General features: G+C 64.7%; 20 protein-coding genes. 12 read left to right on the top strand and 8 right to left on the bottom strand.

The window, feature by feature from the left end:
- Positions 1-6: 6 nt before the first annotated feature.
- The 4 genes from G6P99_RS05065 to ugpB all read right to left on the bottom strand — a co-directional run bounded on the left by G6P99_RS05065 (position 7) and on the right by ugpB (position 5,485).
- Positions 7-1,020: an ABC transporter permease gene (locus G6P99_RS05065; protein ID WP_029082951.1), complete on the bottom strand. Its 1,014-nt coding sequence runs from the start codon at positions 1,018-1,020 to the stop codon at positions 7-9.
- A gap of 308 nt (positions 1,021-1,328) precedes the next feature.
- A complete protein-coding gene (locus G6P99_RS05060) occupies positions 1,329-2,951 on the bottom strand; it encodes an ABC transporter substrate-binding protein (protein ID WP_165127480.1) in 1,623 nt (540 codons plus the stop codon).
- A 250-nt stretch (positions 2,952-3,201) separates the two neighbouring features.
- The gene (locus G6P99_RS05055; protein WP_198031208.1) at positions 3,202-4,152 is read right to left on the bottom strand and encodes an aminoglycoside phosphotransferase family protein; all 951 of its coding nucleotides are present in this window, start codon (positions 4,150-4,152) and stop codon (positions 3,202-3,204) included.
- 94 nt (positions 4,153-4,246) lie between these two features.
- Positions 4,247-5,485, bottom strand: coding sequence for a sn-glycerol-3-phosphate ABC transporter substrate-binding protein UgpB (gene ugpB, locus G6P99_RS05050; protein WP_245284778.1), 1,239 nt, complete (start codon positions 5,483-5,485; stop codon positions 4,247-4,249).
- 297 nt (positions 5,486-5,782) lie between these two features.
- On the opposite strand from ugpB, the gene G6P99_RS05045 reads away from it, so the two are divergent.
- From G6P99_RS05045 to G6P99_RS05020, 6 genes are all read left to right on the top strand, one after another.
- Entirely contained in the window at positions 5,783-6,739 is a 957-nt protein-coding gene (locus G6P99_RS05045; protein WP_051346523.1) for a TRAP transporter substrate-binding protein, read from the top strand.
- A gap of 97 nt (positions 6,740-6,836) precedes the next feature.
- Entirely contained in the window at positions 6,837-8,828 is a 1,992-nt protein-coding gene (locus G6P99_RS05040; RefSeq protein ID WP_156928763.1) for a sensor histidine kinase, read from the top strand.
- Positions 8,798-10,546 (top strand): ATP-binding response regulator, encoded by a 1,749-nt coding sequence (locus G6P99_RS05035; protein ID WP_029082957.1) that lies wholly within the window; start codon positions 8,798-8,800, stop codon positions 10,544-10,546. Before G6P99_RS05040 ends, G6P99_RS05035 begins: the two co-directional genes overlap by 31 nt.
- Positions 10,543-11,280: a response regulator gene (locus G6P99_RS05030; RefSeq protein WP_029082958.1), complete on the top strand. Its 738-nt coding sequence runs from the start codon at positions 10,543-10,545 to the stop codon at positions 11,278-11,280. Before G6P99_RS05035 ends, G6P99_RS05030 begins: the two co-directional genes overlap by 4 nt.
- 202 nt (positions 11,281-11,482) lie before the next feature.
- Entirely contained in the window at positions 11,483-14,548 is a 3,066-nt protein-coding gene (polA, locus tag G6P99_RS05025; RefSeq protein ID WP_029082959.1) for a DNA polymerase I, read from the top strand.
- A gap of 442 nt (positions 14,549-14,990) precedes the next feature.
- Positions 14,991-15,626, top strand: coding sequence for a LysE family translocator (locus tag G6P99_RS05020; protein WP_029082960.1), 636 nt, complete (start codon positions 14,991-14,993; stop codon positions 15,624-15,626).
- 118 nt (positions 15,627-15,744) lie between these two features.
- Here G6P99_RS05020 and G6P99_RS05015 read toward each other — a convergent pair whose 3' ends face one another.
- Positions 15,745-16,371: a glutathione S-transferase family protein gene (locus G6P99_RS05015; RefSeq protein WP_029082961.1), complete on the bottom strand. Its 627-nt coding sequence runs from the start codon at positions 16,369-16,371 to the stop codon at positions 15,745-15,747.
- 202 nt (positions 16,372-16,573) lie between these two features.
- Between G6P99_RS05015 and pyrE the strand changes: the two genes are divergently transcribed.
- Entirely contained in the window at positions 16,574-17,137 is a 564-nt protein-coding gene (pyrE, locus tag G6P99_RS05010) for an orotate phosphoribosyltransferase (protein WP_029082962.1), read from the top strand.
- Between the two features lie 317 nt (positions 17,138-17,454).
- Positions 17,455-18,252, top strand: a complete 798-nt coding sequence (locus G6P99_RS05005; protein ID WP_029082963.1) for a DUF2865 domain-containing protein — start codon at positions 17,455-17,457, stop codon at positions 18,250-18,252.
- A gap of 80 nt (positions 18,253-18,332) precedes the next feature.
- On the opposite strand, the gene G6P99_RS05000 is transcribed toward G6P99_RS05005, so the two are convergent.
- Positions 18,333-18,764: a hypothetical protein gene (locus tag G6P99_RS05000; protein WP_029082964.1), complete on the bottom strand. Its 432-nt coding sequence runs from the start codon at positions 18,762-18,764 to the stop codon at positions 18,333-18,335.
- A 186-nt stretch (positions 18,765-18,950) separates the two neighbouring features.
- On the opposite strand from G6P99_RS05000, the gene G6P99_RS04995 reads away from it, so the two are divergent.
- Complete coding sequence (locus tag G6P99_RS04995; protein ID WP_029082965.1) at positions 18,951-19,241, top strand: GIY-YIG nuclease family protein; 291 nt, start codon at positions 18,951-18,953, stop codon at positions 19,239-19,241.
- Between the two features lie 285 nt (positions 19,242-19,526).
- Here the strand turns inward: G6P99_RS04995 and G6P99_RS04990 are convergent, their stop codons facing one another.
- Positions 19,527-19,754, bottom strand: coding sequence for a hypothetical protein (locus G6P99_RS04990; protein WP_029082966.1), 228 nt, complete (start codon positions 19,752-19,754; stop codon positions 19,527-19,529).
- Positions 19,755-19,997: 243 nt separating this feature from the next.
- Between G6P99_RS04990 and G6P99_RS04985 the strand changes: the two genes are divergently transcribed.
- From G6P99_RS04985 to rocF, 3 genes are all read left to right on the top strand, one after another.
- Positions 19,998-22,508 (top strand): glycogen/starch/alpha-glucan phosphorylase, encoded by a 2,511-nt coding sequence (locus G6P99_RS04985; RefSeq protein WP_029082967.1) that lies wholly within the window; start codon positions 19,998-20,000, stop codon positions 22,506-22,508.
- Between the two features lie 173 nt (positions 22,509-22,681).
- Positions 22,682-23,500, top strand: a complete 819-nt coding sequence (locus G6P99_RS04980; protein WP_029082968.1) for an acyl-CoA thioesterase — start codon at positions 22,682-22,684, stop codon at positions 23,498-23,500.
- Positions 23,501-23,663: 163 nt separating this feature from the next.
- Positions 23,664-24,641, top strand: a complete 978-nt coding sequence (rocF, locus tag G6P99_RS04975; protein WP_029082969.1) for an arginase — start codon at positions 23,664-23,666, stop codon at positions 24,639-24,641.
- Positions 24,642-24,850: 209 nt separating this feature from the next.
- On the opposite strand, the gene G6P99_RS04970 is transcribed toward rocF, so the two are convergent.
- The gene (locus tag G6P99_RS04970; protein WP_029082970.1) at positions 24,851-26,467 is read right to left on the bottom strand and encodes a phosphoenolpyruvate carboxykinase; all 1,617 of its coding nucleotides are present in this window, start codon (positions 26,465-26,467) and stop codon (positions 24,851-24,853) included.
- Between the last annotated feature and the right edge of the window lie 307 nt (positions 26,468-26,774).

The following is a 26,774-nucleotide window of genomic DNA, read 5'->3' as shown; positions in this document are numbered from 1 at the left end:
TCCTCCCTACCCTTCCAGCCTGACGCGCGGATCGATCACGCCATAGAGGATGTCGATCAGGAGATTGAGCAGCACGTACATGACCGCCATGGTCAGCACGAATCCCTGCACGGGCGCGAAGTCGGACGCGATCAGCGCCTCGACCGCGTAGGAACCGATGCCGGGCCAGGCGAACACCTTCTCAACCAGCACGTTGGCGCCGAGCAGGAAGGAGAACACCATGCTGAGCGTGGTGATGACCGGCAGCATCGCGTTGCGGAAGGCGTAGGTGACGATCACCTTGCCGGGCGACAGGCCGCTGGCGCGCGCGGTGCGGACGAAATCGGAGGCCAGCACCGCCAGCATCGAGGCGCGCGTCATCCGCGCGATCGGCGCCAGCGAGAAGATTGCGAGCGTCACCGCCGGCAGGATCAATTGGCTGAGCGCCGAACGGAACGCCTCGAAGTCGCGCGCGATCAGCGTGTCGATCAGATAGAAGCCGGTGACCGTCGGCGGCGCGCTGGTGAACACGTCGAGCCGGCCGAGCGGCGCCGGCGCCCAGCCAAGCCGGAAGTAGAACACATAGACCAGCACGAGCCCGGTGAAGAACACCGGCAGCGACACGCCGGCCGTCGTGGTGACGCGGCAGAGATGGTCGATCCAGGAGCCCGGCCGTGTCGCCGCCAGCACGCCGAGCGGGATCGCGATTACGATCGAGACGACGAGGCCAAGCAGAGTGAGCTCGGCCGATGCCGGCAGGCGATTGCGCAGCTCGGCGGCGACCGGCTGCCCGGTGGTCAGCGAGGTGCCGAGATCGCCATGGGCGAGATCGTTGCTGTAGCGGACGAACTGCTCGATCAGCGGCTTGTCGAAGCCGAGCTTCTTCCTGATCTGGTCGACCGCCTCTTTGGTTGCCGCAGGCCCTGCAAAATACGCCGCGGGATCGCCCGGCAGCGCGCGCGTCAAGAGGAACGTCACGATCACAACCCCGATCAGCGACGGGATCGCGAACAGCAGCCGCTTGCCGATCAGGGTCAGCATGCTGGCCTCGCTGTTTCTGGCTGCGACGCCACAACGGGACTGGCAGGGCTCCCTCCCCCCTTGCGGGGGAGGGTTGGGGAGAGGGGTACCGCTTGCTCCGATGCCAAACGGGATTGGATTCTCAGCGAAGTTGTTTGTGACGATGCGAAATGGTTTGGCGCCTTCCCGCCTAATGTCGTCTTTGCGCGTTCGCGGCTTACCCCTCTCCCCACCCTCCCCCGCAAGGGGGGAGGGAGCCTGAGAGGCGTGCTCACCTCACCTGAACCCACACCACCTCCGGATGTGTCGCGGACGATCAGCATGCGCCCTCACCCCTTCGCCATTGCGCGGTAGTCGAGGCGGCGGTGGAACCAGTATTGGTAGCCCGAGATGTTCTTCTGCATCGCGACGTTGACGAACGGCTGATAGAGCGGGATGCGCGGGATGTCGGCGTAGGCGAGATCGACGAAGCCCTTGACGTCGGCGTCATAGGCCGCGGTGTCGCCGGCTGCGGCAGCCGTGCGCGCGCCGTCGATCAGCCTGTCCATCTCCGGCGACTTGTAGCTCATGGTGTTGAAGACGGAATTGTTGCCGTGATAGCACCAGTAGAAGAAGTACTCGGGGTAATCGAGCCAGCCCGAGAACACGTTGGTGAACAGCGGCATTTCCTTCTTGTTCAGCTCGGTGCGCCAGTTGGCGCCGGGCACCTTGTTGATCGTGGTCTTGATGCCGAGCTGCGCGAGGCTCTCCTGCACCAGCACGCAGAGCGGCTCGTTGACGCCCGCAAAATTCAGGTCGAACGAGATCGTGGTCTCGAAGCCGTTGGCGTAGCCGGCCTCGGCGAGCAGCGCCTTGGCCTTCTCCATATCGGTGTTGTATTTTGTCGGCTGCGGCCAGGCGACTTCGGTCGGCTTGTCCTTTGAGGCGCCGAACATCGGATTGGCGAGACCGAACAGCACCGCATCCATGATCTTCTGATACGGCATCGCGTAGGCCATCGCCTGCCGCACCTTCGGATTGTCGAACGGCGGCTTGGTCACGTTCATGCCGATATACTGGATGCCGTTGGAGAACGGCAGCGAGACCACGTTGAGCTTGCCGTTCGTCTTCATCTCCTGGAAATCCTTGAACGGCAGCTCATAGGAGATGTCGGCGTCGCCGCGCTCGAGCAGCGCACGGCGGTTGCCGGCCTGCGGCACCATGCGCCAGATCACGCGCTTGATCTTCGGCAAGGGACCGCAGACCCAATCGTCGTTGCGCTCCATGACCACTTCGGTACCGGCGGTCCATTTGGTCACCTTGTAGGCGCCGGAGCCCGCGGTCTGCTGCTTGGTGAATTCGAGACCCCACGGGTCCTTTTCGCTCGCGTTCTTCTTCACCAGCTCGGAGTTGACGACGCAGGGCACGATCACCGCGAGGTCGGGGATCGTCAGCCTGTCCTTCCTGAGGAAGTCGACGCGCACCGTATAGTCGTCGACGACGACGAACTGCTCGGGCTTGGTGAGCGAGCCCGCGCTCATCTGGAAGGTCGGAAACCCGCCGACCGAGACGGCGCGGTCGAGCGACCATTTGACGTCCTTCGCGGTGACCGGCGTGCCGTCGTGGAATTTGGCGTTCTTGCGCAGCTTGAAGGTGACCGACATGTCGTCGATCTTCATGTCCTCGGCGAGCTCACCCTTGAACTTGTCGCGGTCGTAATAGGGCACGCCGCCCGGACCGCTCTTCATCTCGTGGCTGATCAGCCGGTCGTAGCAATTCCACGACACCTCGTAGCCGGGCACGTTGGTGCCGATGCCGTGGATATCGAGATTGTTGGGACCACCCTCGGAGACGATCAGCAGCGTCTCGGAGCGCGCGTCGGCCTTGGCCGGCGACCAGATCGCGGGCGCGGTCGGCGCCAGCGCCCCCGCTGCCAGTCCAGACACCGATTTGAGGAAATCGCGACGCTTCATGTGATGCTCCAAATGCCTTTTTTGAAAATGGCTTTGGAACAGGGATCGCAAGGTTTGTGCCAACCCTTAATGGATCCTTATGTCGGCGCTAACACGCGGCAAAGGCGGGAGAAAACGGCAGAGGTATTTTGATCCGACCGCAGTAGCCGCCGCCTATTGCATACAAAGCAAGGCCGCCTGCTTAACAAACAAGCACAAAATAGGCGCTGCTCGCTTTCTGGCCGACCATCAGGGCCGCCCGCCAAGAGAGCTAATCCGGCCAGATCAGCTCCTGCAATTGCACGAAATCGTCGACCCGGTCCGGCCACCCGGCGATGCAGATGTGCCGGAGCGGATCGCTGGCCCAGTGCAGCATCAATAGCGCCATCAGCCGCCGCTTCAGCGCGAACGTCAAATCCGCAGATGCGATGCCAAAGCCGTCGAACAAGCTGCGCACCCTCCGCGGATGCCCGGCGGCCATGAAGGCGCTGGGACCGAGCAGGTCGTATTCGCCCCAGCCCGTCCGGACATCGCCGAAGTCGAACAGGCCGGCGACGTGCCAGCCGTCGGCCCGGCGCCCCAGCAGGAAATTCTCCGGGATGTATTCGCCGGTCAGGATCACCGGCGGCGCGGCCATCGGGATCAATTCGGCGGCGTCTCGCAAGAGATCATCGAGCCCGGCGAGGAATTTCGCCGGCAGGCCGAGCCGCTCGTGCCGCGCCCGGCACTGCGCGATCTGCCCGCGCATGAAGGCCTCCCAGCGCGGCTCGATCGCTAGCAACCGGCCTGGCGGCACGCGCTGCACCGCTGCGATCACGGCGCCGATCTCGGCGAGCACGCGCTCCCGCTCGGGCTCCGACAGCGATGGCCACACCTCCGAGCCGACGGTGCCGGACAGGCGGGTGATGACGAGATACGGCCAGCCGTCCCGCTCGCCCTCCGCGACCAGGTCGGGGATTGGAAAGCCGAGCCGTCCGCGCAGCTCCGCCAGCGCGCCGCGTTCGGAGATGAATTGCGGGCGCAGAAACGGCGGGAAGAGTTTCAGGATCAGCTCACCGTCGAGCCCGATGACGAGATTGGTGCCGGTCGAGAACACATGCGGGGTGCGCCAGAACAGCCCATGGCCGTCGGCAATATCGCGCGCGACCGGCAGCCAGCGCGACGTGTCGCTGCGCCAGGCGCGGTAGCTGTCGTAGGTGGTGATGGATGGAAGGGATATCATTTCAAGGAATCTCGTAGCCCAATCTATCCCCGTCATCCCCGCGCAAAGGCTTGTTCAACTGCTTCTCCGTCATCCAGGGAGGATGTGTGCACCCTCACCGGTCCGGATTGGCGCGCTCGAACTGGCGCAGCAGGCGGTTGCCGCGTTCGACGGCGTTGTCCATCGCGGCCTGCGCCGAACGCTTGCCGGCGAACACCTGCTCGAGCTCCTCCTCGATCACATCGCGGATCAGGACGAACGAGCCGAGGCGGATGCCCTTCGAGTTGTCGGTCGGTGGCTTCAGCGTGACCTCCTCGATCGACATCGAGGCGCCGGGATTGCGATCATAGAAGCCCTGCGTGCGGGTGAGATCGAACGCGGCGCGGGTAATCGGCAGGTAACCCGTGTTCTGGTGCCAGGCGGCCTGGACTTCCGGCCGCGACAGATAGGCGAAGAACTTCGCCACCCCGGCGTATTCGGCACGCGGCCGGTCGCGCAGCACCCACAGCGTCGCGCCGCCGATGATCGAATTCTGCGGCGCGCCCTGCACGTCGGGATCGTACGGCATCATGCCGTAGCCGACCTCGAATTTCGAATTGGCCCTGATGTCCGCGCGGGTGCCCGACGAGCCGATGAAGATGCCGCACTCGCCCTTCTGGAAGCGCGGCTCGGCCAACTGCCCGCGGCCGCTATAGTCGAAGGTCTTGTCGGCCTGCCACTGCGCGAGCTGCGCGATATGGCGCACCAGCAGCGGGTTGTTGAAGATCAGCTGCGCATCGAGCCCGGAGAATCCGTTGGCCTTGGTCGCGATCGGCAGATTGTGGAAGGCGGAGAAATTCTCGACGTTGATCCAGGACGGCCACGACGTGGTCACGCCGCACATTGCGCCCGCGGCGCGCAACCGCTTGGCCGCGATGCCGAGCTCCGGCCAGGTCCTCGGAGGCTGGCTCGGATCGAGCCCGGCCGAACGGAACATATCCTTGTTGTAGTAGAGGATCGGCGTCGAGGCGTTGAACGGAAACGACAGCATGTTGCCATCGACATCGGCATAGTAGCCGGCCACCGCGGGCAGATAGGCCGACGGCGCGAACGCTTCCGATTGATCGCGCATCAGCTCGAACACCGGATAGATCGCGCCGCGCGCCGCCATCATGGTTGCGGTGGCGATCTCGTTGACCTGAACGATCGCCGGCTGGCTGCGCGAGCGGAAGGCGAAGATCGCCGCGGTGACGGTTTCGGTGTAGTTGCCCTTGTAGACGGGCACGATCCGGTAGTCGGACTGCGAGGTGTTGAAATCGGCGGCGAGCTTCTCGAGCTGCTTGCCGAGCTCACCCGACATCGCGTGCCACCACATGATCTCGGTCGCAGCTTGCGCGGGCGATACAAGCAGAAGGGCCGCCACGGTGAGTTGCAGGAGTTTGAAAGCGAACTTCACGACGAGCTGTTCCTCGATGCCAGCGCGCAGTCATAAGGCGCCACAACCCCGGATTCAATCGACACCGCAGGTTGCACCGCGGATTTAACGTTTGGCCGATGGGCGAACCACCCACGTTCTGCTAGAAAGCATTGAACCTTTTTCTCCCGCCCTGGACACAAATCACAAGGGGAATTGTAGCCTGTGTACCGCCGCGCCGGCCTTTCGCGGACAATGATGCTTGCCGTCGCGCTGTTATGGACAGCGGTTTCGGCGAGCCTTTTTGCGCGCGAATTCCGCACTGCCGATACCCAGAATGAGGACTATCCGACCGTTCAGGCACTGAATTACATGGACCGCCTGATCGCCGAGCGGACCTCCGGCCGGCACCGCATCGTGGTCTTCCATTCCCGCCAGCTCGGCGAGGAAAAGGAGACGCTGGAACAGACCCGGGCCGGCGCCATCGATCTGAACCGGACCAACGTCGCGCTGATCGGAACCATGGTGCCGTCGGTCAACGTGCTGGCGATGCCGTTCCTGTTTCGGTCGCTTGAGCACCTGCAACATGTGCTGGACGGACCGATCGGGACCGAGATCCTGAACAGTTTCGAAGCCCATGGCTTCGTCGGATTGACCTTCTACGATTCCGGCGCCCGCTCGATCTATAACAGCGTCCGCCCGGTGCGCTCGCTCGACGACCTCAAGGGGCTGCGGCTGCGCGTGCAGCAATCCGAACAGATGTCGGACGTGATCCGCGCGCTCGGCGCCCAGCCGGTCGAAATGCCCTACGGCCAGGTGCTGACCGGGCTCGCCAACCGGCTGATCGATGGCGCGGAGAACAACTGGCCGTCCTTCGTCACCACCGGCCACTACAAATACGCCGGCTACTACACCTTGACCCGGCACACCATGAGCCCGGAAGTGCTGGTGATGTCGCGCAAGGCCTGGGCCAGCCTCTCGCCGGACGAGCAGACCATGTTCCGCGATGCCGCGCAGCGCTCCAGCATCTATATGCGCGACAAGTGGCGGGAGCTCGAGGAGCGCTCGCGCAAGCAGGCGGAGCTCGCGGGCGTCAAGGTCGTGACCGACTTCGACCGCAAGCCGTTCGAGGCGGCGATGGCCGGCATCTATGCCAGGGCCGAGCGCGATCCCGCTCTATCCGCGCTGATCGAACGCATCCGCAACATGGAGTAACCGGATCTTGGCTGCACCCAAACAGGACAGGAAGACACGGCGGCCGGCGGCCTTTGGGCCGCAGGGCCGTTTCCGTATCGTCCAGTTGCTGCGTGCGGTGCCGATCCGCTGGCGCATTCTTTCGATCGCGCTGCTCAACTCCGCGGTCGTGATCGTGCTCGCGGTGCTGATCTGGAACGGTTCGAAGGTGCTCGGCTCCGCCTGGGAGGATGTCCGCCAGGTGCGGGAATCCGACAAGATCCTGGCCAAGCTCGAAAGCGAGACCAGCCGGCTGCAGAACCTGATCCACCGCTACATCAACCAGCCGAGCCCGGACCTGTTCGCGGAAATCCTGCTGCTGCGCGAGGCCGTGCTCGGCACGCTGACCAACCGGGCCTCGACCGACCCGATGCTGTCGGGCTCGGTCGAGCAGCTGGAACGCGTCACCAGCCGTTTCCTCGACGGCTTCGGTGAATTGCGTACCTTGCAGACCAAGATCTCCAAGACCTATGACGAGCAGGTGCTGACGCCGACCAAGGACATGGCCGGACTCTATTCGATCATCGAGGGCGCGACCGGGCATCGCGACGCGCTGATCTGGCCCGCGCTCGGCAAGTCGCGCGAGGCGTTCACCTCGCTGCTGGTCGCCGCCAACGCCTACTACCTCTCGCTCGCCTCGTCGTCGGCCGAGGAGGCCCGCCGCAACATCGACACGATCGAGAAGACGATCCCGGTCATGACCGATATGGCCGAGAACGATTTGCAGCGCATGGCGCTGGCGCGGCTCAAGGTCAAGACCGCCGAGCTGCGCGACGGGCTCGGCAAGCTGAGCGAACAACTCACCAACCGCACCGACCTGTTGCGCAACTCGATCGACGCCAGCCAGGCCGACGCGATCGGCGCGATCGACGATCTCTCGGTGAAGATGCGCCAGCGCGAGCAGAAGGCGCAGGAGACCTTCGACAGGACGCTGTCGTCGATTTCGCGCCGGGTGCTGTCGATTGCCGTGGTCTTCCTCGGCGTCATCATGTCGGCCGGCGTCATGATCGCACTGTCGATCCGGCTGCCGCTCGCGCAGATCATGGCCGCGATGCGCACGATCACCTCGGGCGATCTCGACCGGCCGGTGCAGGGCACCTCGGCCAGGGACGAGGTCGGCGCCATGGCGCGCGCGGTCGAGGTGTTCCGCGAAAACGCGATCGCCAAGCGCAAGACCGAGGACGAGCTGCGGACCTCCAAGGAGAAGGCCGAAAGCGCGCTGCTCGAGCTCAATGCCGCGCAGCAGAACCTGATCGATGCCGAGCGGCTCGCCGCGCTCGGCGGCCTCGTGGCCGGCGTCGCCCACGAGGTCAACAACCCGATCGGCATCAGCCTGACGGTGGCCTCGAGCTTTGCCCGCCGCGCCGAGATGTTCGACAACGACCTGAAGACCGAGCCGCTGCGCCGCTCCAAGCTCGATGACTTCGTGCGCGCTTCGCGCGACGCTTCGCAGCAGCTGGTCTCCAATCTGCAGCGCGCCGGCGAACTGATCCAGTCGTTCAAGCAGGTCGCCGTCGACCGCTCGCATGCCGAGCGACGTCAGTTCAGCCTGGGCGAATCGACCGACCAGATCGTGGCGAGCCTGCGGCCGGTCCTGAAGAAGGCCGCCATCGCGCTGTCCGTCGACGTGCCCGAGGGGCTCCTGATCGACGGCTATCCGGGCGCCTATGGGCAGATCTTAACCAATCTTTTCCTCAACGCCGTCAATCATGCCTTCGCCGACGGCCGCTCCGGCAACATCACGATCTCGGCGCGCGGACGCGGCGCCGACGACGTCGAGATCATCTTCGCGGATAACGGGGCTGGCATGACGCCGGACGTGCAGCGGCAGGCGTTCGACCCCTTCTTTACGACGCGCCGCAACGAAGGTGGTACGGGCCTCGGCCTCCATATCGTCTATAACCTGGTCACCCAGCAGCTCGGCGGACGCATGATGCTGGAGTCAAGGGTAGGACAAGGCACCACTTTTCGCATTATCATGCCCAGGATCGCCAAGGGCCAGCCCACGATCACTGACGCAGCAGCTGACGGAACCAGTCAATGGCCGAACAGGACGATGTCCTCCAACTGATCGACGATACCGAGAGCCCCCCGGAGGACTCGTCGGCCCGCAAATGGAAGATCGCCGTCATCGACGACGATCACGCCGTCCATGAAGGCACCCGTTTCGCGCTCAGCGACTACAATCTGAACGGCTCGACGCTGGAGATCCTCTCGGCCTACTCCGCGGCCGAAGGCCGCACGCTGATGCGGGACAACCCTGACATCGCAGCCGTGCTGCTCGACGTCATCATGGAGACCGACGTCGCCGGCCTCGAGCTCGTCGAGTACATCCGCAGCGAGATCAAGAACGAGACCGTCCGCATCATCCTGCGCACCGGCCAGCCCGGCCAGGCGCCGGAGCGGCGCGTCATCGTGCAGTACGACATCAACGACTACAAGGCGAAGACCGAGCTCACCGCCGACAAGCTGTTCACCTCGCTGACGGCCGCGCTGCGCAGCTACCAGCAGCTCGAGCGCATGGTGCAGACAAGGCGCGGCCTCGAGATCATCATCGACGCCGCCTCGACCCTGTACGATTTCAAGTCGATGCAGCGTCTCGCCGAAGGCGTGCTGACCCAGCTCGCCTCGCTGCTCAATGTCGATTGCGCCGGGATCCTGGTGCTGCGCGACGACGGCAACGCAGCCGCATGCGATTTCTCGGTGCTGGCCTGCTCGGGCTGCTACAGCCGCTTCATCGGCACCACCTCGTCGAAGGCGCTCGATGCGGACCTGCGGCACATGGTGGAGGCCGCATTCCAGCGCCGCAAGAACGAATTCGCCGACCACCGCAGCGTGCTCTATTCGCGCACCGGCAGCGGCCGCGAGGTCGTGGTGCTGCTGCAGGCCGAACGCCAGCTCTCCGACACCGACCGTGCGCTGGTCGAGATCTTCTCGAGCCGGCTGTCGATCGCGTTCGACAATGTGATCCTGTACCAGCAGCTGCACGAGGCCAACAGCCAGCTCGAGGACCGCGTCGCGCAGCGCACCCGCGCGCTGATGCAGGCCAACCGGCGGCTGTCGGCGCAGTGGCTGCGGCTGCAGCGCGCCAACGGCTTCAAGAACGAGATCCTCGGCACCGTCGCCCACGACCTGAAGAATCCGCTCGGCGTGATCCTCGGCCGCACCGAGATGCTGACCGAACTGATCGGCGCCGGCTCGCCGAAGGAGAGCGTCACGTCGCAGGTCGAGCACATCCGGGATGCGACCAAGCGGCTGACCTCGATGGTCGACCACCTGATCTCGGATGCGATGGCCGATGCCTTCGACATCACCATTCGCCGCGAGCCGGTCGACGTCGCGGCCCTCGTCAACGAGGTCACCGAGGCCAATTTGCCCTCGGCCGTCAACAAGCAGCAGAGCATCTCGGTCTCGGGTCCGCAGCATTTCGTCACGATGTGCGACGCCGACCGGATCCGCGAGGCGATCGACAACCTCGTCAGCAACGCTATCAAATACTCGCCGATCGGCGGCAAGATCACGGTCTCGGTCAGCCACGAGGGCGAAGACACCGTGATCCGCATCTCCGACCAGGGCCCCGGCCTCAGCCCCGAGGATCTCGGGCGGCTGTTCGGCCGGTTCCAGCGGCTGTCGGCCAAGCCGACCGCGGGCGAGAGCTCGACCGGCCTCGGCCTCTCCATCGTCAAGCGCATCATCGACATGCATGGCGGCCATGTGACCGCTCAGAGCCCCGGTCCCGGACAGGGGTCGACCTTTACGGTTACACTGCCGGCGACAGAGACATCATGAACCAGAACCCGCATATCTTCATCGTCGACGACGAGGCGCCGGCCCGCGAGATGGTCGGCGATTACCTCAAGATGCACGGCTTTGGCGTGACGCTGTGCGATGGCGGCAAGAGCCTGCGCAAGGAGATCGAGAGCAGCACGCCCGATCTCGTGGTGCTGGACCTCAACATGCCCGAGGAAGACGGGCTGTCGATCATTCGCGACCTCAAGAGCAAGATCAACGTCCCCGTCATCATGCTGACAGCTACTGCCAGTCCGATCGACCGCGTGGTCGGGCTCGAGCTCGGCGCTGACGATTACGTCGCAAAACCCTGCGAGCTGCGCGAGCTGATGGCGCGCATCCGCTCGGTGCTGCGGCGGAGCGGCCCCGCGAAGACTGCGGCGCCGGAACCGGCCAGCGCGAAGGCCGAAAAGGAGCAATTGGTGCGGTTCGGCACCAAATGGCTCGATCTCGAGGCCCAGGCCTTGCGCGACGACGAAGGCAATGAGCACCCGCTGACGGCCTCCGAATTCGGCCTGCTGAAGGTGTTCGCGGCCAATCCGAAGCGGGTTCTGTCGCGCGAGCGGTTGCTGGAACTCGCCAATGCGCGCGATGCGGAAGCCTTCGACCGCGCCGTCGACCTGCGCATCATGCGGATCCGCCGCAAGATCGAATTCGATCCGACCAAGCCGTCGGTGATCCGGACCATCCGAGGCGGCGGCTATTTGTTCTCGCCGACCGGCGACAAGGCGTAGCTCTTCTCTATTGTCGTCCCGGCGAAGGCCGGGGCCCATACGCCGCGGCCGTCGTAACCGGCAGGCGGCACGACGGTCCTCTAACAACCCATTGTGGGTATGGGTCCCAGCCTTCGCCAGGACGACGATTTGGTTGTGTGGCACAAGCGGATTCTGTGACGCAAAGGCTGTCAATCCGCGCAAAAATCCCTAAGTTTCGGCCATGCCGAAAACAGCCTCCACAGACCCCGCCAAATCAGCCCCGAAGACCGCCCCCAAGCCCGTTGCCGCCGAGCCCATTGCTACCAGGCCCGCGGCGAAGGGCGACCATGTCTTCCTGGTCGACGGTTCGGGCTACATCTTCCGCGCCTATCACGCGCTGCCGCCGCTGAACCGCAAATCCGACGGGCTGCAGGTCAATGCCGTGCTCGGCTTCTGCAACATGCTGTGGAAGCTGCTGCGCGACATGCCGGAGGACAACCGGCCGACGCATCTGGCGATCGTGTTCGACAAGTCGGAGATCACCTTCCGCAACAAGCTCTATCCGGACTACAAGGCGCACCGGCCGCCGGCGCCGGACGATTTGATCCCGCAATTCGCGCTGATCCGCGAGGCGGTGCGCGCTTTCGACCTGCCCTGCCTCGAACAGTCAGGCTTCGAGGCCGACGATTTGATCGCGACCTATGCGCGGCTGGCGAGCGAGCGCGGCGCGACCACGACGATCGTATCTTCCGACAAGGATTTGATGCAGCTCGTCAACGACAAGGTCGTGATGTACGACACGATGAAGGATCGCCGCATCGGCCGCGACGAGGTGATCGAGAAATTCGGCGTGCCGCCGGAGAAGGTGGTCGAGGTGCAGGCGCTGGCCGGCGATTCCACCGACAACGTTCCCGGCGTGCCCGGCATCGGCATCAAGACCGCGGCGCAGCTGATCATCGAATATGGCGACCTCGATCAGCTGCTGTTCCGCGCCAGCGAGATCAAGCAGCCGAAGCGGCGCGAGGCGCTGCTCGAGAACGCCGAGAAGGCCCGCATCTCGCGCCAGCTCGTGCTGCTCGACGACAAGGTCGCGCTCGACGTGCCGCTCGACGACCTCGCCGTGCACGAGCCCGACTCGCGCCGGCTGGTCGCCTTCCTCAAGGCGATGGAGTTCTCCACCCTCACCCGCCGCGTCGCCGAATACGCGCAGATCGATCCCGCCAATGTCGACGCCGATCCCGGCAACAAGAGCGGCGCCAGCGTGTTCTCGCCGCTGCCGCCGTCGGATGTCACGCCGGCGCCCGGAGACGGATCGACCGCTGCTGCACCCGCAAGGCCGGCTTCGAATGGTCGCGGCAAGCCGAGCGGCGCCCGTGACGACAAGAATTCCAGCCTGAAGGGCACGCCGGCCGCGCTGGCGGAGACCCGCGGCGAAGCGATCCGCAACACCGGCTTCGACCGCAAGGCGTATCAGGCGATCGGCAGCCTCGACCAGCTCAAGGCCTTCGTCGCCCGCGTGCCCGACACCGGCTATGTCGCGATCGAGGCGATGTCCGAATCGATCGATCCGATGCAGGGCGAGCTCTCCGGGCTCGCACTGGCACTGGCGCCGAACGACGCCTGCTACGTGCCGCTCAGCCACCGCCAGCCCGGCGGCGGCGCCGGCCTGTTCGATGCCGGCCTCGCACCCGGCCAGATCAAGGCGGCCGAGGCGCTTGCCGCACTGAAGCCGCTGCTGGAGTCCGCCGGCATCCAGAAGGTCGGCTTCAACGTCAAGTTCACCTCGGTGATGCTGGCGCAACACGGCATCACCTTGCGCAACATCGATGATGCGCAGCTGATGAGCTACGCGCTCGATGCCGGCCGCGGCTCGCATGCGCTCGAATCGCTCGCCGAACGCTGGTTCGAGCATGCCGTCGTCAGTTACGGCGGCCTCGTCGGCAGCGGCAAGGGCAAGCTGACCTTCGATCAGGTCACGATCGACAAGGCGACCGAATACGCCGCCGAAAGCGCCGATTTGATCCTGCGGCTGTGGCGCGTGCTGAAGCCGCGCCTGGTCGCCGAGCGGATGACCACGGTCTACGAGACGCTGGAGCGGCCGCTGGTGTCGGTGCTGGCGCGGATGGAGCGGCGCGGCATCTCGATCGACCGCCAGGTGCTGTCGCGGCTGTCGGGTGATTTCGCCCAGACCGCGGCGCGGGTCGAGGCCGAGATCCAGCAGATCGCCGGCGAGCCGGTCAATATCGGCAGCCCGAAGCAGATCGGCGACATCATTTTCGGCAAGATGGGATTGCCCGGCGGCACCAAGACCAAGACCGGCGCCTGGTCGACCACCGCGCAGGTGCTGGACGACCTCGCCGAACAGGGTCTCGAATTCCCGAGGAAGATCCTGGAGTGGCGCCAGGTCTCGAAGCTGAAATCGACCTACACCGACGCGCTGCCGACCTACGTCAATCCGCAGACCCATCGCGTGCACACCACCTACGCGCTGGCGGCGACCGCGACGGGGCGGCTGTCGTCGAACGAGCCGAATTTGCAGAACATCCCGGTGCGCACCGAGGACGGCCGCAAGATCCGCCGCGCCTTCATCGCGACGCCGGGCCACAAGCTGGTGTCGGCCGACTATTCCCAGATTGAACTGCGGCTGCTCGCCGAGATCGCCGACGTACCGGTGCTGCGCCAGGCGTTCCGCGACGGGCTCGACATTCACGCCATGACCGCCTCGGAAATGTTCGGCGTGCCGATCAGGGACATGCCGAGCGAGGTGCGCCGCCGCGCCAAGGCGATCAACTTCGGCATCATCTACGGCATCTCGGCGTTCGGCCTCGCCAACCAGCTCAGCATCGCCCGTGAGGAAGCTTCGGCCTACATCAAGAAATATTTCGAGCGCTTCCCGGGCATCCGCGCCTATATGGACGAGACCAAGGATTTCTGCCGCCGCAATGGCTATGTGACGACGCTGTTCGGCCGCAAGTGCTATTACCCTGATATCAAGGCCTCCAACGCCTCGGTGCGCGCCTTCAACGAGCGCGCCGCGATCAACGCACGCCTGCAGGGCACCGCCGCCGACATCATCCGCCGCGCCATGATCCGGGTCGAGGACGCGCTGGCCGAGAAAAAGCTGTCGGCGCAGATGCTGCTGCAGGTGCATGACGAACTGATCTTCGAGGTGCCCGACGGCGAAGTCGCGGCGACGCTGCCTGTGGTGCAGAAGGTGATGCAGGACGCGCCCTTCCCTGCAGTGATCCTGTCGCTGCCGCTGCAGGTGGACGCGCGGGCGGCCACCAACTGGGACGAGGCGCATTGATCTTCACCTCGCCCCGCAAGGGCGGGGCTCAGGGACGGTGGCTGCTCGTTGGTGAAGTGACGCTATCGCCGCCTATGCGACTCCCCTCCAAGTAAGGTGAGCACCAGCAGACGGGCTCCCTCCCCCCTTGCGGGGGAGGGTGGGGAGAGGGGTACCACACGACGTGCTCTCTCAACATGAGTTTCGACGACGCGCGGTTCGAAATTGCACGAGCCGCGCGTCCATTAGTCATCTCGCCCGCGGCTACCCCTCTCCCCACCCTCTCCCGCAAGGGGAGAGGGAGCCTAACCGATGTGCTCACCTCACTTGCGGTGTGCGATCGGTCGTTCCGGCCGAAGCCCTCGCACCACCGCTGCCGCTACATTGCTCCGAGAGCAATTCCAGCATGGCTGCGCGGCGAATGACACGCTAGAAGTGCGTGTATCCCCTCGCGAGAGCCAACATGCCCCACACATCCGCGTTGCTCGGCTTTGCACTCGTCTGCCTCGGCATGGTGCTGACGCCGGGCCCGAACATGATGTACCTGATCTCGCGCTCGATCACGCAAGGGCCCGGGGCCGGCATCGTCTCACTCGGCGGCGTCGCGCTCGGCTTCGTGTTCTACATGCTGTGCGCGGCGTTCGGCATCACCGCACTGCTGTTTGCGATTCCCTATGCTTATGACGCGCTGCGCTTTGCCGGCGCGGCCTATCTGCTCTGGCTGGCGTGGCAGGCGCTGAAGCCCGGCGGGCGCTCGCCGTTCCAGGTCAAGACGCTGAAGGTCGACGGCCCGCGCAAACTGTTCGCGATGGGCTTTGTCACCAATCTGCTGAACCCGAAGATCGCGATGCTTTATCTCGCGCTGCTGCCGCAGTTCATCGATCCCACCGGCAGCAGCGTGCTGACGCAGTCGCTCGCGCTCGGCTCGATCCAGATCGTGATCAGCGTCAGCGTCAACGCGATGATCGCGCTCGCCGCCGGCTCGATCGCAGTGTTCCTCGGCGCCCGCCCGACCTGGCTGCTGGTGCAGCGCTGGCTGATGGGCACGGTGCTCGCAGGGCTTGCGATGAAGATGGCGCTCGAGGCAAGGAGGGCGTAGAGCCCATCTCGTCATGCGCGGGCTTGACCCGCGCATCCATCGTTTGCGCACGCAAACATCGAAAGGTCTTTGCGAAGAGGATGGATTGCCGGGTCAAGCCCGGCAATGACACACCAGATCAATCCAGCTTCGCGTCCATGCCGCGCCTGGTGGCGGGGCGGGCCATCAGCGTCTCGTACCAGCGCTTGACGTTGGGGAAGTCGGCCAGATCGACCTTGTGGCGCGGATGGCGCCAGGCCCAGCCGAGGATGGCAAAATCGGCAACAGAGAGATCGCCGGCGACGAAGTCGCGGCCATCCAGCCGGCGATCCAGCACGCCGTAGAGCCGCCGCGTCTCGGCCATGTAGCGCTTCAGGCCATAGGCGCGGTCCTGCTCGTCCTCCAGCGCGATGAAATGATGCACCTGGCCCGGCATCGGGCCGAAACCGCCCATCTGCCACATCAGCCACTCATAGACCGGAATCCGCTCGGTGAGCGGCTTCGGCAGGAACTTGCCGGTTTTCTCGCCGAGATAGAGCAGGATCGCGCCGGACTCGAAGATGCTGACGCGCTTGCCGCCGGGACCGTCGGGGTCCACGATCGCCGGGATCTTGTTGTTCGGGCTGATTTCGAGGAAGCCGGGCGCCATTTGCTCGCCCTTGCCGATATTCACCGGGATCACCTTGTAGGGCAGGCCCATTTCCTCCAGCGCGACAGAGATCTTGCGGCCGTTGGGCGTGTTCCAGGTGTGCAGCTCGATGGACATTTCCGCTTCCCTCGCAAGTGTTTGGCGCTTGCTTTAGGGGGAACCCGTTGATCGCACAACCCGCGCTTTCCGCACACGGCTGCGCTGAAATGGCGACGCGGGCACTGTTGACGGCGGGATTTACCCGCTGGAATGTGTTGGAGACCGCCGATAGATTGCCGGCCGCCGCAAACCCCCAAAAAGCCCCCAAAGGGAAAAAGCCTTGTCCAAATCAGCCTCCCGCGCCCGCCTCGCCGAGATCATCCGCAAGCGTTCGTTCGGCCGCGGCGAGATCACGTTGGCGTCGGGACGCAAGAGCGACTTCTATTTCAACCTGAAGCCGACGATGCTCGATCCCGAAGGCGCAGCGCTGCTCGCCGAGCTCACCTATGAGGCGCTGAAGGACGACAAGCTCGATTTCGTCGGCGGGCTCGAGATGGGCGCGGTGCCGCTGGCCGGCGCCATCGCACAGCTCTCCTGGCTGAAGGGCCACCCGATCGCCGCCTTCTTCGTGCGCAAGAAGCCGAAGGAGCACGGCGCGCGGCTTGCCGTCGAAGGGCTCGCCAAGGGTGAGACCCTGGCAGGCAAGCGCATCGTGATCGTCGAGGACGTCACCACGACAGGCGGCTCGGCGCTGAAAGCGGTGGAAGCTGTGCGCGAGGCCGGCGGCGAGATCGCGCTGGTCTTCACCATGGTCGACCGCGAGGAAGGCGCCACCGAGACGTTTGCCGAAGCCGGACTGCCGTTCCGCGCGCTGTACAAGGCCGGCGAGTTTCTGAAGGGCTGATCGCGCTCTCGCGGTAACCTCCGCCGTCATGCCCGGGCTTGACCCGGGCATCCACGTCTTTCTCACCGCGTGGAGGCGAAGACGTGGATGGCCGGGTCATAGGCGAGCGGAAGCGACGCCGTCCTTCGGACGGCTATGCCCGGCCATGACGAGATCCTGTCGATCGCGAACTCGCCTTCTTCCTGTGACGCCGTCACGCGCGATCAATCGCTCGTTTACCATCCCGGATTATGGTGAATCCGCCGCGGCACCTTTGTCGCCGCGGCGTGGTGCGTCGGGTGGAGTTGGCGTTGCGTACAGAGTTGAGTGATCGGCGCATGCGGCGCCGCGTGATGCTTGCCGCCGCGGCGTTTGCGGGTTCCGTGCTGGTCGTGCCCGCGCCTGTGTCGGCCGAAGGGCTGTTCGACTTGTTCTTCGGCGGTTCCCAGAAGCAGCAGGGCCGGCAGGCCCCGCCACAGGCCAATTTCTTCGCCGATCCGTTCGGCCTCAACCAACAACCGGAACGGCCGACGTCCGCACCCATCTCGGCGCCGCGGGTGGCCGGTTCCGGGCCCGCTTATTGTGTGCGCAGCTGCGACGGCAAATATTTTCCGCTGACCATGCGCGGCAACGCGACGCCGGCGCAGCTTTGCCAGGCCTTCTGTCCGGCAAGCGCGACCAAGGTCTATTACGGCGGCCATATCGACAGTGCCGCCTCGACCACCGGCGAGCGCTATGCCGACAGTGAAAACGCCTTCGCCTATCGCAAGGCGCTGCGCGCCGACTGCACCTGCAACGGCCGCGACCCCGCCGGGCTTGCGCCGGTCGACCTGGCGCTCGATGCCTCGCTGCGCGCCGGCGACGTGATCGCGACCACCGACGGCCTCGTCGCCTATACCGGCGTCCGTGTCGGCAACGAGCAGTCCTTCGACTTCACACCGATCGCCTCCTATCCCGGGCTGACCGCGGCGGTCCGCGCGCGGCTCGGCGAAATGAAGGTCGCACCCGTCAGCGCCGAACTCGCCGGCGACGCGCCGCTGCCGGAGACCAGCCGCGATGTCGCGCCCGCCGCGCCGTCCTCGGTGGTGCCGAAGGGCAACGCCGCAAAGCCCGCCAAGCGGGCCGAGGCGAACTGACGGCGCAAGCCGTCATTGCGAGGAGATTCCGCTGTGGCGCGATGGATTGCTTCGCTGGCGCTCACAATGACGCAAAACGGCTAGCGCGCCACGATCACGCCGATCACGTTCGGCGCAGCCATGTATTTCTCCTCGATCGCGGCACGCGCGGCCGCGCGGTTCTCCGGGTTGAGGATGCCGCGCTTCTCGGCGAGGATCATCCAGCAATAGCCCCACCAATCCGTCAGCATGCCGTGATCGTCGACCAGATCGTAACCGTGCTCGGCGGCGAAGATGCGCGCATGCGCTTCATCGAGCGCGTCGAGCCAGGCGTGATCCTCTGATGAGAACAGCTCGTCGCCGAAATCATCGGTGGTGTAGCCCCAGATCGACATGCAGACCGCGTTGAATTCGCGATCGAGCTGGTCGTCGTCGATCGGCTGGCGACGCGAGGCCTGATGCAGCCGCGACAGCGAACGCGCGAAATCGGCAATCCGGGTCAGGGCGAATGGATCAAACGCGATGGTGGACATGTAGTCCTCGTGGAGACTGAGAGACCATAGATATTGTGTCGGCACAGGCGCCGAATCACAATGATATATCAAAGACTTGCTAAAGTGTTCTTAATTCGTTCTGATGCCATCAATAGGCGTCGCCCCGGCGAAGGCCGGGGCCCATAACCACCGCGATCGGACATCTCACGTGATCGGTGCCCTGAAATGAATGCTGCGGCTTACTACGTTTACATTCTCGCGAGCCGCCGCCATGGGACGCTCTACATCGGCGTCAGCAACGATCTTTGCAATCGGCTGACGCTCCATCGTTCCGGACGCGGCTCACAATTCGTCAAGAAGTACGGCGTCACGCGACTGGTTTACGTAGAGGTCTACGCTTCACCACAGGAGGCGATTGCACGGGAAAAAGCGCTGAAGGAATGGCGCCGCGACTGGAAGCTTCGCCTGATCGAGCAAGATAATCCGGAGTGGAGCGACCTGTCCCATCTTCTTTAACGGCTGTGGTTATGGGCCCCGGCCTTCGCCGGGGCGACGAATTGTGGTGACTGCCGTTTCCTCATGAAAAAGCGGTCGCCATGCTCGCACGGCCCCCAAAAGCAATTCGGGCCGCCGACAAATGTCAGCGGCCCGTTGAAAATTGCTTCGGAATGAAATGCGTCGGAGCTTAAAAATGTGCCCGCCCCACGGGCGACAGGTTCGTTTGTAAAGAACTCGTTAAGTTCTGGGAATCCGTATCACCACGGTGTTCCCGACCGCGCGTGAAACGCCTTGCGCGCCGGCTTAATTTGCCGCCGACAGCAATTTGTCACCGCAGGCATTTGCGTAGAACTTGCCGCCGCATTGCCGCTTGATGGCGGCGCAGCGCGCGGCCGGTGAGGCGTTCTGCGCCACGCTGAAGCTCAGGCCGTCGGCGCTGCGGTCGAGTTTGCCCGCGGCGTAAGCCGCGCTGGTCGCCGTGATGCACACCATGAGCAATGCTGCGGCCGCGATCTCGATCACGAGTCTCATCACGCATCCTCCGCCAAATTGCCGCAAGATTTAGGCTTTCACGGTCGATCGTAGCACCGGCAACGACGGTTCCGAAGGCCCCTAAATCGGCCCGGTCCTTGCATAAAATGTCGGCAGCGCTGTGCACGGCAACGTTTCGGGCGGTTTTGATTGCCATGCAACACGCGTATCATCGCCTTGGGGCATGATCCGGACAATATGATCGCATCATGATCCGGAAATCTGAACGGCAGGGATTGGGCGTTGCAGGAACAAACAAACTACCCGGCACTGAACCAGCCGATCGATGAGCTGGCACTGACCGAGATCAAGGGCGCGATCCTGGCCAAGCTCCGGCTTGCGATCGGCAAGGACGCCACCGTTGCGACCGGGCGCGACTGGTACAAGGCCGCGACGCTGGCGCTGCGCGACCGCATCGTGCACCACTGGCTGACGGCCGAGAAGCAGAGCTACGACGCCGGCGCCAAGCGCGTCTATTATCTCTCGCTCGAGTTCCTGATCGGCCGGCTGTTCACCGACGCGCTCAACAATATGGGGCTGCTGCCGGTGTTCGCGGCTGCGCTCGGCGACCTCGGCGTCGATCTCTCAGAGCTGCGCAAATGCGAGCCGGACGCCGCGCTCGGCAATGGCGGCCTCGGACGGCTGGCGGCCTGCTTCATGGAGAGCATGGCGACGCTGGCGATCCCTGCCACCGGCTACGGCATCCGTTACGATTTCGGGCTGTTCCGCCAGATCATGAACCAGGGCTGGCAGCAGGAATATCCCGATGAGTGGCTCGCCTTCGGCAACCCCTGGGAATTCCAGCGGCCCGAGGTGGTCTACAACGTCCACTTCGGCGGCCATGTCGAGCATGTCGACGAGCGCGGCCGGGACCGCGCCACCTGGCACCCGGCGGAAACCGTCGAGGCAATGGCCTACGACACGCCGATCGTCGGCTGGCGCGGCCAGCACGTCAACGCACTTCGGCTGTGGTCGGCGCATGCGCCCGATCCGCTCCAGCTCGATGTCTTCAACAGCGGCGACTACGTCTCGGCCAGCGCCGAGCAGGCGCGTGCGGAAGCGATCTGCAAATTCCTTTATCCGAACGACGAGAGCGCGGCGGGCCGCGAGCTGCGGCTGCGCCAGGAATATTTCTTCGTCTCGGCGTCGCTGCAGGATCTGGTGAAACGCCAGCTCGCCTCCGATGGCGGTCTGCGCAGCCTCGCGCAGAAGGCCGCCGTGCAGCTCAACGACACCCATCCGAGTCTTGCGGTCACCGAGCTGATGCGCATCCTGGTCGACCTGCACAATTTCCGCTGGGACGAGGCCTGGAAAATCACGGTCGCGACCCTGTCCTACACCAATCACACGCTGCTGCCGGAGGCGCTCGAGACCTGGCCGGTCGAATTGTTCGAGCGGCTGTTGCCGCGCCATCTCGAGATCATCTACCGCATCAACGTGGCGCATCTCGCGCTCGCCGAGGAGCGCTTCCCCGGCGATATCGAATATCGCGCCTCGGTGTCGCTGATCGACGAGCGGAGCGGCCGCCGCGTGCGCATGGGCCAACTTGCTTTCGTCGGCTCGCACCGCATCAACGGCGTCTCGGCGATGCATTCCGATCTGATGAAGGAGACCGTGTTCCACGACCTCCATCATCTCTATCCGTCACGCATCACCAACAAGACCAACGGCATCACCTTCCGCCGCTGGCTGATGCTGGCCAATCCGCGGCTGACCGCGCTGCTGCGCGAGACCTGCGGCGAGGCCGTACTCGACGACTTCTCGCTGCTCGAACGGCTGGAGACCCATTCGAGCGACCTCGAATTCCAGAAGCGCTTCCGCGACGTCAAGCACCACAACAAGCTGGCGCTGGCGCGGCTGATCGGCGAGCGCAACAGCATCAAGGTCGACCCGTCGGCGCTGTTCGACGTGCAGATCAAGCGCATCCACGAATACAAGCGGCAGCTGCTCAACATCCTGGAGACCATCGCGCTGTACCACGCGATGAAGGACGAGCCGCAACGCGACTGGGTGCCGCGCGTAAAAATCTTCGCGGGCAAGGCGGCGGCGAGCTACCGCTACGCCAAGCTGATCATCAAGCTGATCAGCGACGTCGCCGAAATCGTCAACAACGATGCATCGCTCGGCGGCAAGCTAAAGGTCGTCTTCCTCGCCGACTACAATGTCAGCCTTGCCGAGGTGATCATCCCGGCCGCCGATCTCTCCGAGCAGATCTCGACCGCCGGCATGGAGGCCTCGGGCACCGGCAACATGAAGCTCGCGCTGAACGGCGCGCTGACCATCGGCACGCTCGACGGCGCCAATATCGAGATCCGCGACAATGTCGGCGAGGAAAACATCGCGATCTTCGGCCTCGAGGCCGGTGATGTCATGGTCCGCCGCAAGCAGGGATTGGACGCCAGCGACGCGATCCGCAACTCACCGCGGCTCGAGCGCGCGATCCGCGCCATCGAGAGCGGCGAGTTCTCGCCCGGCGATCCCGCCCGCTTCGCCTCGATCGGACACGCGTTGCGCTATCTCGACCACTACATGGTCTCGGCCGATTTCGATTCCTACTACGACGCGCAACGCGGCATCGACGCGCGCTGGCGCGTGCCTTCCGCCTGGACCCGCGCCTCAATCCTCAACGTGGCACGCATGGCGTGGTTCTCCTCCGACCGCACCATCCGCGAATATGCCGAGGACATCTGGCACGTGCCGGTGCATCCGACCGCCTCGCCGCAGCTCGGCGTTCAGCGCGAGGCGAAGGGCTAATCCCGCGACGCGGAAATCGATTACGCCCGACGTCATTGAATTACGCGCGGCAGCCGGGGTAGTGCTTGTCCAGATGAGAGCGTCATTGCGAGGAGCGAAGCGACGAAGCAATCCAGACTTGCTTTGCGGCTTTGGATTGCTTCGCTTCGCTCGCAATGACGGAACCAAAGAGCATGCTCACCAAGACCCCGCACCGTTTCGATGAAGCCACCGCCGTGACCGCCGGCGACAGCCGCTGGCAGGGACGGACCAGCCCGGATTACTGGGCGTTCGTCGGCCCGTTTGGCGGCTGTACGGCGGCGACCATCCTGCGGGCGCTGATGCAGCATCCGCAGCGCGCGGGCGATCCGTTGGCACTGACGGTCAATTACTGCGCGCCGGTCGCCGAGGGCGCGTTCGATCTCGATGTCCGCCTGGTCAAGGCCAACCGTTCGAGCCAGCACTGGTCGGTCGAGATGACGCAGGGCGGCGGCGAGGTCGCGACGCTGGCGACCGCGGTGTTCGCCGAGCGCCGGCCCTCGTGGTCGCATCAGCCGGCCGACTTTCCGGGCGCGGTGCCGTTCGAGCAGCTGCGGTCCTATCCGAAGCTCGCAATGACCTGGGCCAACCAGTACGATTTTCGCTTTGCCGAGGGCGAACCGAAGTTCAGCGGCAGCGCCGCGAAGGAACCGTCGAGCGCCTATTCCAAGATGTGGATTGCCGACCGCGTGCCGCGCAAGCTCGATGCGCTGTCGCTGATGTCGATGTCGGACGCCTTCTTCGGCCGCGTCTTCCACGCGCGGCACGAGCTGGTGCCGTTCGGCACGGTGTCGCTGACGACCTATTTCCACGCCGACGCGGCGGACCTGGACGCAGAGGACACCACCCGCGTGCTCGCCACGGCCGACGCCAAGACCTTCCACAAGAGCTATGGCGACCAGCACGGCGAATTGTGGTCGCCCTCCGGCCGCCTGCTCGCGACCACGACGCAGATCGCCTACTTCAAGGCATAGCGTTTTCAAGCGAAGTGGGCACCGGTTCGCGTGAAGAAAACGCGTCAAACCGAGGCGAAGCGCACATATCCACATTGGCCTGTTGTGACCGGATTGCCTATTTCAGGGGTTGAGGGAACATTGGCGCGTCGCTTCTGTTCCACGCCTTTGGGAGCACCGCCGCATGTCCGAAGCCGACAACTCCAAACCATCACGCATCGCCCTGCTCGGCGTTCCCATCGAGATCGGCGCATCGCAGGCCGGCCCGCTGATGGGACCGGACGCGCTGCGCACCGCAGGCATCGCTCGCCTGCTCGAGCAGCTCGACTTCCAAGTTGACGACCACGGCAACCTGGCGATCCCGGCCGTGGTCGCCGACGGCCCGGTGCCGGCGAACACCAGATTCTACGACGAGGTGAAGACCTGGACCCGCACGCTCTCCGAGCGCGCCTACTGGCTGGCGCATTCCGGCGCGATTCCGATTTTCATGGGCGGCGATCACTCGCTGTCGATGGGATCGATCAACGGCGTCGCGCGCTACTGGCAGGAGAAGGGCCGGCCGCTGTTCGCGCTGTGGGTCGATGCGCATGCCGACTACAACACGCCGGCCACCACCATCACCGGCAACATGCACGGCATGTCCGCGGCCTTCCTGTGCGGCGAGCCTGGCCTCGACGACCTGCTCGGCGGGCTGCCGCGCGCCTCGATCCCGCCCGATCAGCTCGACCTGATCGGCACCCGCTCGGTCGACCCGCTGGAGCGCAAGCTGCTGCGGCAACGCAACGTCTCGATATCAGACATGCGCCAGATCGACGAGTTCGGCGTCGCCGTGCTGACCCGCCGCCTCATCGAGCGCGTCAGGGCCAAGAATGGCGTGCTGCATGTCTCGTTCGACGTCGACTTCCTCGACCCGGCGGTGGCGCCCGGCGTCGGCACCACTGTGCCGGGTGGCGCGACTTATCGGGAAGCGCACCTCATTATGGAGCTGCTGCACGATTCCGGGCTGGTGCGTTCGCTCGATATCGTCGAGCTCAATCCCTTCCTCGACGAGCGCGGCCGCACCGCGCGCGTCGCGGTCGAATTGATCGGCAGCCTGTTCGGCCTGCAGATCACCGACCGCCAGACGCCGAGCAACGCAGTGCTGCCGGAGATGGGCGAGTAGCCCGTGAACCAGGTCCCGTCATCCTGAGGAGCGCCGCAGGCGCGTCTCGAAGGATGCACGGCCCGGCTGGTGGCCGTCGACCCTTCGAGACGCCGCTTCGCGGCTCCTCAGGGTGACGGATTGAGTTAGCACCGCGCGGCGATAGAGAAATTGAAACAGAAAAGGCGGCCACGAGGGCCGCCTTTTCAAATCACGTATCAGCGCGCGAATTACTCCGCCGCGAGCTTCACTTCCGGCGCGGCGGCGCGGACTTCGGCATCGACCTGCGCTTCGAACTTGGCAAAGTTCTTCTGGAACATGCCGACCAGCGCACGCGCGGTCTTGTCGAACTCGATCTTGTCGGCCCAGGTCTTGATCGGATCGAGGATGTGCGGCTCGACGCCCGGCAGCGAGGTCGGCACCGCGAAGCCGAAATACTTGTCGGTGCGGAAGTCGGCATTGCGCAAGCTGCCGTTCAGCGCCGCGGTGAGCAGCGCACGCGTCACCTTGATCGGCATGCGGCGGCCGGTGCCGTACTTGCCGCCGGTCCAGCCGGTGTTGACCAGCCAGCAATCGACATTGTGCTTGGCGATCAGCTCGCGCAGCAGATTGCCGTAGACCGACGGATCACGCGGCAGGAACGGCGAGCCGAAGCAGGTCGAGAACTCCGGCTGCGGCTCGTTGCCGAGCCCGCGCTCGGTGCCGGCGACCTTCGCGGTGTAGCCGGACAGGAAGTGATACATCGCCTGCGCCGGCGTCAGCTTGGCGATCGGCGGCATCACGCCGAAGGCGTCGGCGGCGAGCATCACCACATTCTTGGGATGCGGCGCGCAGCCGGTGCGCGAGGCGTTCGGGATGAAATCGAGCGGATAGGCCGAGCGGGTGTTCTCGGTCTTCGAGCCGTCGTCGAAATCGGGCACGCGGTCGTTGGCGCCGAGCACGACGTTTTCCAGCACCGCGCCGAAGCGCTTGCTGGCGGCGTAGATCTCGGGCTCGGCCTCGGCGGAGAGCTTGATGCACTTGGCGTAGCAGCCGCCTTCGAAATTGAAGATGCCGTCGGCGCTCCAGCCATGCTCGTCATCGCCGATCAGCGTGCGCTTGGGATCGGCCGAGAGCGTGGTCTTGCCGGTGCCGGACAGGCCGAAGAAGATCGCGGTGTCGCCGTCGGGGCCGACATTGGCCGAGCAGTGCATCGGCATCACGCCCTTCTCGGGCAGGTAGAAGTTCAGCGTGGTGAACACGCTCTTCTTCATTTCGCCGGCATAATAAGACCCGCCGATCAGGACGATCTTGCGGGCGAAATCGATCGCGACGACGTTCTCCGACTTGCAGCCGTGACGTTTCGGATCGGCGCGGAAGCTCGGCAGATCGATGATCGTGAGTTCCGGCACGAAGCTCGCGAGCTCCGACGCCTCGGGGCGAATCAGCAGCGTGCGGATGAACAGCGAATGCCAGGCGAGCTCGGTGAAGACGCGGGTCTTGATGCGATGCGTCGGATCGGCACCGCCATAGAGATCCTGCGCGAACAGCGTCATGCCTTCGGCATGCTTGAGGAAGTCGGCATAGAGCGCCGCGAACTGCTCCGACGTGATCGACTGGTTGCCAGCCCACCACATGCTCTTGTCGGTCAGGCCATCGCGGACCGTGAACTTGTCCTTCGGGCTGCGGCCGGTGAACTCACCGGTATCCGCGCAAAGCGCGCCGTCGGCCGAGAGCACCGCTTCGCCATTGCGCAACGAATGCTCGTAAAGCTGAGGCGCACCATAGTTCCAATGCACGCCCTTGAGATTCTTTAAGCCGAATTTGTCGGCGCCGAAGGCACCGTTATGCACGCCCGTCTCTTGCACGAAGTACCTCCTCGAACCCGCGTATCCTTGTTCGCGCGAATGTCGCTAATCGCGCCCCGCCGCGGTGACCGTCATCAGAATATAGCCTCTCGGCCCCGGTCCGGCGACCTAATAGTGGGGATCGCCGGGCTTGCCAAGCCAGTCGAACGGCTTTTGGTTGATTCCAAGGCGGGCACATCATCTGGCGCAAATACCGCAGCGCGGGACCCTTTCGTTTTGCTTTCGCTTTCGCTTTGTTTTCACAGCCGTCGGGCGGCGTTCCACTGCCTTTCTCGCTGCGCACAAGGCGTTGCGATGCACAAAAGGT

Source organism: Bradyrhizobium sp. 6(2017), from assembly GCF_011058295.2.
Classification (GTDB): domain Bacteria; phylum Pseudomonadota; class Alphaproteobacteria; order Rhizobiales; family Xanthobacteraceae; genus Bradyrhizobium; species Bradyrhizobium septentrionale.
Note: the sequence above shows the minus strand (reverse complement) of the source record. Positions and strands in the feature narration are given on the sequence as shown.

Coding starts and splice junctions, on each gene's coding strand:
- G6P99_RS05065 (WP_029082951.1), bottom strand. CDS start 1,020: ATGCTGACCCTGATCGGCAAGCGGCTGCTGTTCGCGATCCCGTCGCTG.
- G6P99_RS05060 (WP_165127480.1), bottom strand. CDS start 2,951: ATGAAGCGTCGCGATTTCCTCAAATCGGTGTCTGGACTGGCAGCGGGG.
- G6P99_RS05055 (WP_198031208.1), bottom strand. CDS start 4,152: ATGATATCCCTTCCATCCATCACCACCTACGACAGCTACCGCGCCTGG.
- ugpB (WP_245284778.1), bottom strand. CDS start 5,485: ATGTGGTGGCACGCGATGTCGGGTGAGCTCGGCAAGCAGCTCGAGAAG.
- G6P99_RS05045 (WP_051346523.1), top strand. CDS start 5,783: ATGCTTGCCGTCGCGCTGTTATGGACAGCGGTTTCGGCGAGCCTTTTT.
- G6P99_RS05035 (WP_029082957.1), top strand. CDS start 8,798: ATGGCCGAACAGGACGATGTCCTCCAACTGATCGACGATACCGAGAGC.
- G6P99_RS05030 (WP_029082958.1), top strand. CDS start 10,543: ATGAACCAGAACCCGCATATCTTCATCGTCGACGACGAGGCGCCGGCC.
- polA (WP_029082959.1), top strand. CDS start 11,483: ATGCCGAAAACAGCCTCCACAGACCCCGCCAAATCAGCCCCGAAGACC.
- G6P99_RS05020 (WP_029082960.1), top strand. CDS start 14,991: ATGCCCCACACATCCGCGTTGCTCGGCTTTGCACTCGTCTGCCTCGGC.
- G6P99_RS05015 (WP_029082961.1), bottom strand. CDS start 16,371: ATGTCCATCGAGCTGCACACCTGGAACACGCCCAACGGCCGCAAGATC.
- G6P99_RS05005 (WP_029082963.1), top strand. CDS start 17,455: ATGCGGCGCCGCGTGATGCTTGCCGCCGCGGCGTTTGCGGGTTCCGTG.
- G6P99_RS05000 (WP_029082964.1), bottom strand. CDS start 18,764: ATGTCCACCATCGCGTTTGATCCATTCGCCCTGACCCGGATTGCCGAT.
- G6P99_RS04995 (WP_029082965.1), top strand. CDS start 18,951: ATGAATGCTGCGGCTTACTACGTTTACATTCTCGCGAGCCGCCGCCAT.
- G6P99_RS04990 (WP_029082966.1), bottom strand. CDS start 19,754: ATGAGACTCGTGATCGAGATCGCGGCCGCAGCATTGCTCATGGTGTGC.
- G6P99_RS04980 (WP_029082968.1), top strand. CDS start 22,682: ATGCTCACCAAGACCCCGCACCGTTTCGATGAAGCCACCGCCGTGACC.
- rocF (WP_029082969.1), top strand. CDS start 23,664: ATGTCCGAAGCCGACAACTCCAAACCATCACGCATCGCCCTGCTCGGC.